Origin of the sequence: Burkholderia sp. Ac-20392, assembly GCF_017104585.1 — a bacterium.
Taxonomy (GTDB): Bacteria; Pseudomonadota; Gammaproteobacteria; order Burkholderiales; family Burkholderiaceae; genus Burkholderia; species Burkholderia lata.
In genome coordinates this window covers 33,830-40,291 of sequence record NZ_JAAGPB010000029.1, presented here as the reverse complement: position 1 = coordinate 40,291, position 6,462 = coordinate 33,830, and the positions used below count along the sequence as shown (strand labels likewise).

General features: G+C 68.1%; 4 protein-coding genes and 1 pseudogene. 2 read left to right on the top strand and 3 right to left on the bottom strand.

The window, feature by feature from the left end:
* A pseudogene (locus G3N99_RS06750) lies at positions 1–708 on the top strand (3-deoxy-D-arabino-heptulosonate 7-phosphate synthase); the annotation flags it as partial.
* A 45-nt stretch (positions 709–753) separates the two neighbouring features.
* Here G3N99_RS06750 and G3N99_RS06745 read toward each other — a convergent pair.
* The 3 genes from G3N99_RS06745 to G3N99_RS06735 all read right to left on the bottom strand — a co-directional run bounded on the left by G3N99_RS06745 (position 754) and on the right by G3N99_RS06735 (position 3,828).
* Positions 754–1,806, bottom strand: a complete 1,053-nt coding sequence (locus G3N99_RS06745; RefSeq protein WP_206121987.1) for a helix-turn-helix domain-containing protein — start codon at positions 1,804–1,806, stop codon at positions 754–756.
* 148 nt (positions 1,807–1,954) lie between these two features.
* Complete coding sequence (locus tag G3N99_RS06740; protein WP_206121986.1) at positions 1,955–2,287, bottom strand: hypothetical protein; 333 nt, start codon at positions 2,285–2,287, stop codon at positions 1,955–1,957.
* 32 nt (positions 2,288–2,319) lie between these two features.
* Positions 2,320–3,828: a hypothetical protein gene (locus G3N99_RS06735; RefSeq protein ID WP_206121985.1), complete on the bottom strand. Its 1,509-nt coding sequence runs from the start codon at positions 3,826–3,828 to the stop codon at positions 2,320–2,322.
* Between the two features lie 455 nt (positions 3,829–4,283).
* Between G3N99_RS06735 and G3N99_RS06730 the strand changes: the two genes are divergently transcribed.
* Entirely contained in the window at positions 4,284–6,455 is a 2,172-nt protein-coding gene (locus G3N99_RS06730) for a hypothetical protein (RefSeq protein ID WP_206121984.1), read from the top strand.
* The last annotated feature ends 7 nt before the right edge of the window (positions 6,456–6,462 follow it).

The window sequence follows — 6,462 nt, the reverse complement described above, 5'->3', positions numbered from 1 at the left end:
GCCGTCGAAGCGCTGGCCGCGCAGGCGCTCGACGCACTGGCGCGCCGGCTCGACGCCGTCGACGCGCGCCGCACGTACCGGGTGGTGACGTCGATGCGCGTGCCGTCATCGATTCCGGGCCGCCACGATCGCGCGAAAACCGAATGGGACGCGATCCTGCTCGAACGCACGCGCGGCGACGACCCGGCGCCCGCGTGGAACGTGCGCTTCCTCGTCGAAGCGAAGGCGTCCGCGGATGCCGCGACGACCGACCTGCCGCGACTGCTGCGCGGCCTGAACCTGCTCGCGCAGGCCGACCCGGACACGATCTATGCATTCGAGACGCACCAGGGCACGGTGCGCGTGCACGGGGCGTCGCTGCACGCGCTGACGACCGACGAAGCGACGCTGCCACGGGAAGTGCTCTATTGCTGCGATGCATCCGCCGACACGACGCCGCGCCTGCTCGGCGCCGCAAGCCGGATGCAGTTGCTGTCGGCGCAGGCCAGCCTCGAATACGCGAGCGCGCTCGCGCAGCGGCCGGATGCCGATCCGGATGGCCTCGGCGTCGTCTGGCACGCGCTGCTGACGCTGCCGCAATGGCATGCCGTGCTGCACCAGTACCCGTCGCTGCGGCAGGTCCGCGAGCTGATGGTGGCGATCGACGACTTGCGGGCCGCGATCGACGATGTCGATGAAGACGGTGTAGCGAGCAGCGTGTACGCGTGACGCACGAAACGAACCGCCGTGCGGCGGCCGGAACGCGCCGCCCGCTCAGTTGGTGAGCACGCCGAACGGCAACGTCCATCCCGTCAGGCGGCCGCCGTCCGCCCATCGATCCTCGGCCGCATCGCATGGCAGCAGAATCGGCGCGGTCGCACACTCGAGCGTTTCCTTCGGCGTATGGCCGAACTCCGCCTTGAACAGCCGGTGGAAATACTTCTCGTCGGGAAAGCCATGCGCCCACGCGATTTCCGCGATGCGCTGATGCCGGCGCTGCGGGTCGCCCAGCACGTGGTACGCATGGCGCAGCCGCCGGCGCGTGATCTGCCGCATCACGCCGCCGTCCTCTTTGAACAGCTGGTAGAGCCGCGCTCGCGACACGCCGATGTCGCGGCAGATCCGGTCGGGATCGAGATCGGGCTCCAGCAGATGCACGTCGATGTAACGCCGGACCCGCTCGGCCAGCGCCCCGTCGATCGGGCCGCGTGCGTCGTTCAGCGCCTGCGCGGTCGGTGAAATGGCCGCTCCCAGCAGCAGCAGCATCGATTGGACGATGCTCGGGATCTCGTGCGTGCGCAGATTCGGCAGGTTGCGGAACAGCGACAGCATGTGGTCGCCGAGCAGCCGCCCCACGCCGCTCGTCAGCGTCTGGCCGTGCGCCTGTGCGGCATGGCTCGGCAGCAGGTATCTCGGCACGACCAGGCTGATCACGTCGCCGGCCTCGACCCTGCAGTCGTTGACCTGCGCGACGTCGTAGACGAACACGTCGCCGGCACCCTTGACCAGCTCGGGCCCGCCGGTGTGGCTGGCCAGCCGCCCGCCGAGCAGCAGCGTGAAGCGGATCGAATCCTGGCCGTCGAGGCGGATCCGCCGCGTGGTCCGATTGACCCGATAGGCCGGTGCGCGCGACCGCCAGTGCCGGCCCGACAGGATCAGCGGGCCGAGCGCCGCGCCGCTCGCTTCCGCGTCGAACGCGCCGTGCCCACCGTCGTCATCCAGACGGTAGTCGCACAGCATGTCCTTGACCCAGACGTGGAACCGGTCCTGCTCGGGGTAGTCGATCGTGCGAAACTTGAAAACAGGGACGAATGCCGCTTGATCCATGACAGTTTTTTTATCGAACCGACACGAGAGGATAGATCGGTTCGTCGATTATCGGACCAAATTGCGCCGGCGCAAGGCCGGCGCGGCATGTCGTCCACCGAAGCGGCCGACCGGCGCCCTGCGGCGGGCGCGGTCGTCACCGCGGCCATCAGCGTTGCGGATGGCATTCCCAACTGTTGTACGTCGGCCGATCGATCGGCGTGAGCCCCGGAATCATGAACACCGTACAGCCGAAACGCCGCCCCTTGCCGGTCGTCGCGTCGTAACTCACCTTCTGGCCGCCCAGCCCGTCCTTCGTTCCATACTGCACGTTGGCGACCGTGATCTCGTCCGACGACGCGAGCCCGAGCGTCTTCGCGGTCGACGCCTGCACGTCGATCATGTTCATCTGCGTCGAACCGCACGCGGACAACACGAGGCCGGCGACCGCCGCGCCCAGCACGGCCCGCAAGGTGCACGTGCGCTGCAAGACTTTCTTCATGGTTTCTCCTTCGAATGCCCGCCGCGACACGATTACGAGCCCGGCGTATAAAAACTGGACTGGATCTGGCTGCCGATATTCGCGGCAAACCCCTGCCAGACGAGCGCCATCGCCCCGGCCGCGTTGACCGCCAGCGCCGGCCACGTCCCATCCTGCGGATCCAGCGTGGCAGTGCTCCACGCGCCGTTCCGGTAGCCGGCCACGAGGAGAACCGACGCGTTCGGCGTGCCCGTGTCCTCCCAGGCGACCGTCACGTTGCCGGCCGGGTCGATCACCAGCGGCGGGTACTGGAGCGCCGCCCCGTTCAGGTGTTCCGTCAGCTTCTGCAGCGGCCCCCAGGTTCCGTTGCCATCCGACACGCTCGCCTGCAGGACCGCGCCGCCGTCCGCCCACATCGCGGCGGCCACGCCGTTTTCGTTGACGGTCAGCATCGGCGTCGGGATGAATCCCGTGGGCACCACGATCGCCGGGGCGACGGGCTGCACGGGCTGCCATCCGGTTCCGGATACATAGCGCTGCGACATCGTGGCGGTGTAGAGCTTCCCGCCCGTCACGTCGAGTTGCCCCCAGACCAGCGTGATGTTGCCCTTCGCGTCCATGCCGGCGACCGGCGAGATGATCGTCGTGAACAGGCTCGAGTTCGATACGACCTGGTTGACGTTGGTCCAGCCGTTGGTCGCGTCGTACGTGGCCGTCCACAGCGCCGACTTCGTATGGTTGGTCTGCCGCCACGCCAGCACCGCGCGACCGGACGACAGGACCGACAGCATCGGCCTCACGTTGTCGGTATCGCCGGTCACGGCGCCCGGCCCGCTCTGCACCGGCATCTGGACCAGCGCCGTCGGCGACCACTGTCCGGCCTGCGTATAGCGCGTCCACGCGATGCGCGTATCGAGCAGGCTGATCGACTGCGTCCAGGTGACGAGCGCGTTGCCCTGGCTGTCCATGCCGGCCGAATAGGACGAACCGGCCATGTCCGGCGCCAGTGTGACCGGCGTGCCCCATCCGCTTGCCGGGCTGTACGGGCGCGCCCACAGGGCGTACGTGTTGGGGCCCGGCGTCCATTCGGTCCAGAACGCGACTGCCTGCCCGCTCGCGTTGCCGACCAGTTGCGGCTGCACCCCGATCAGCGTGTTCATCGCATGCGAACCGTCGCTCGTGTCGAGCCGCGTCGCGCTTCCCCAACCCGAGCCCGCCACATGGCGCGCGCCCCACATCTCGTTGCCGGACGTGCCGGCCGGGCCATTGGTCATCCAGGTCGCGAGCGCGTTGCCGCTCGCGTCGATGGTTACGCTGGGCTGGCCTTCCGGGCCCTTGCCGTCCACGGCGGCAGCCTTCGACCAGCCGGCCTGCGGCTGCGTCGTCCCGCCGCCGCCCGTCGGCCCGCCATTCGAACCGCCACCGGGCAACGTCGGGCCGGAAGGCGAACCGGGATTGTTCGGCGACGACAACGACGCGCCGTCGTTCGTGGCAACGTCGTCGCCGCCGCAGGCGGTCAGCGCGAGCGCGACTGCCATGACCATCCATGTAATGGGTTTCATCGGAATCCTCTTGTTTTCGTGATCCGGCGCACTCTCGTCTGCCGTTCGCCATACGATGCATCGCATCGATCGGCCGATTGATAAGCAATACTATTGAACAGGCATGGAAACCGGCATCCGCTTGCTTTCACTCATGATCGACTCCGTCGTGCGGATCGATGCAAACGCCGCTTTCGGCAGACCGCCCCCGTCGGGCAGCGCGGACGACGACAGGCCGTCTATCGTCGGAGGTCCGTCACTGCCGGCTGCATCTTAATTCAGGCGGTCCGGATTCAAGGTGGCGTTGCGTCTACACTGAGTGGACTTCCATTTCGCAGGCCCGCATTCGACGCGACTGCCGGCCGGCCTGCGCGCGCTCGCGACCGAAGCGGCCGGTGCGGTACGATACGCGCCGGGGCGAAACGCCTCACCTGAGAGACCCGGCCGCTGCGGCCCTACACCCGGCACAAGAAAAAATGCCCAATAGCCCATTGCTGCACCGAAACCTGTTCGCCGCGCTGGCGGCCAGCCTGCTCTGGATTCCCGGCGCCCATGCCAGCTCGGACGACAGCTGCGAAGCGCCGGCCACGCTCCGGCAGAATGCGTACTTCTGCGGCAACCTGCCGATACTGACCCCCGCCAACGACACGCGCATCAACGCGATGCTGATGATGGTCGACAGCGCCAAGGTCGCGCAGGCGTTTCCGGACCCGAAGACGATCCCGGCGAAAGACCGGATCAACCAGATCATCGTGCCGTTTCCGATGGACTTTTCCGGGTGGATCTCGATCGGGCAGAAGGAACCCGACAAGGCCGGCGGCGCAGCGGATACCGGAACACCGTCGAATCAGTACGCCGACGGCGAAGGCAGCATCTGCCGCAGCATGACCTCGGGCGCCGATGCGTTCAACGACGCACTGGGCGGTGCCGGCGGCCTCCCCGCCGATGAAGCCACGCGCCTGCGCGCGGCGCGCGCCGACATCGCGCAGAAGACCTGCGCCACGGGCGGCGCGAGCGCCGCCTGGACGAAACCGCCGGTCAAGTCGCCGCTCGGCCAGCAGTTCGCCGCGTACCTCGACGGCACGAACGCGTTCTACCGCGCCGACTTCCTCACCGCGACCAGGGCCTTCGCGAGCGCGTCGCACAGCGCGAACCCATGGCTGAAGGAAACCGGGCTCTATATGGCCGGGCGCGCGCAGTTGAACGCCGCGCAGGCCAACGTGTTCGACAACGACAGCCCCACGCCGACGCGCGGCCGCGTGACGAAGGTGTCGCTCGACGCCGCGAATACGGTGTTTCGCACTTACCTGAAGGTGTATCCGCAGGGGCGCTATGCGACCTCCGCGACGGGGCTGTTGCGGCGTGTCGCGTGGCTCGGCGGCAACGTCACGCAGCAGGCCGACCTGTACGGCCACGCGCTCGCGCGCTGGTCGCCGGCGACGTCGAACGTGCCGCTGATCCAGCTGGCGAACGAACTCGACAGCAAGCTGCTGTTCGGGTCGGATTACGACGCGAACCAGATCCAGTCGCCGACCGTGCTCGCGACCGTCGACCTGCTGCGCATGCGCACGTCGGAAAACAGCGACTCGAGCCGCGCCAAGCCGCTGACGCTGGACGACCTGCAGGCGCAGAAGCCGCGCTTCGCGAACGCGCCCGCGCTCTACGATTACCTGCTTGCGACCTGGTACGTCCAGATCGGGCACAAGCCGGACGCCGCGCTCGCGTTGCTGCCGCAGACGCCCGCGGAACCGCTCGACTACTTCGGCCTGAGCCAGCAGGCGCTGCGCGGGTTCGCGCTGGAGGATAGCGGCCAGTCCGACAAGGCGCGCCAGCTGTGGCGCGACCTGATCCCGCTCGCGAAATTCCGCTTCCAGCGCGAGGCGCTGGAACTCGCGCTCGCGATCAACCTGGAGCAGGCCGGGCTCGTCAACGACGTATTCGCCGACGATTCGCAGGTGCAGAACGCCGCGATCCGCGCCGTGCTGCTGCAACGCTCGGCCAATGCAGACCTGCTGCGCGCACAGGCGCAAAATCAGGCGACCGGCGGCGCGCTGCGCGACACCGCGCTGTACACGCTGCTGTACAAGGAGCTCACGCGTTCGCACTACGCCGAGTTCATCGCCGATGCCGCGCTGGTGTCCGGCAAGCCTGCCGATCCGTTGAAGCCGTTCATCGCAGCCGGCGCCAAAAACGAAGACGGTTATGCGTGCCCGTCCGCGAACGAGATCGCCGCGGCACTCCAGCAGAATCCCGCCGATGCGAAGGGGCTGAACTGTCTCGCCGATTTCGTGCGCCTGCACCCGCCCGCGTCCGGCCTCGAAAGCGATCCCGTGCCGCTGTGGATGCGCAACGCATCGACGCCGGCCGCTTCGCGCATCCCGCCGACGCTCGGCGGCGCGCCGTCGCAGTTCGCGGGCAAGCCGTACGAGCGGATGTCGAGCTACGTGACGGTGATGGCCGATGCGCAGGCGAACCCGAACGACCGCGCCTACGCGTACTACCGTGCGATCAAGTGCTATGCGCCGGCCGGCTCCAACGAATGCGGCGGCAAGGACGTGCCGAAGAACGTGCGCAAGCGCTGGTTCGATGCGCTGAAGGCCAGCTACGCGGGCAGCCCGTGGGCGCAGAAACTCCGCTACTACTGGTAAGCGCCGC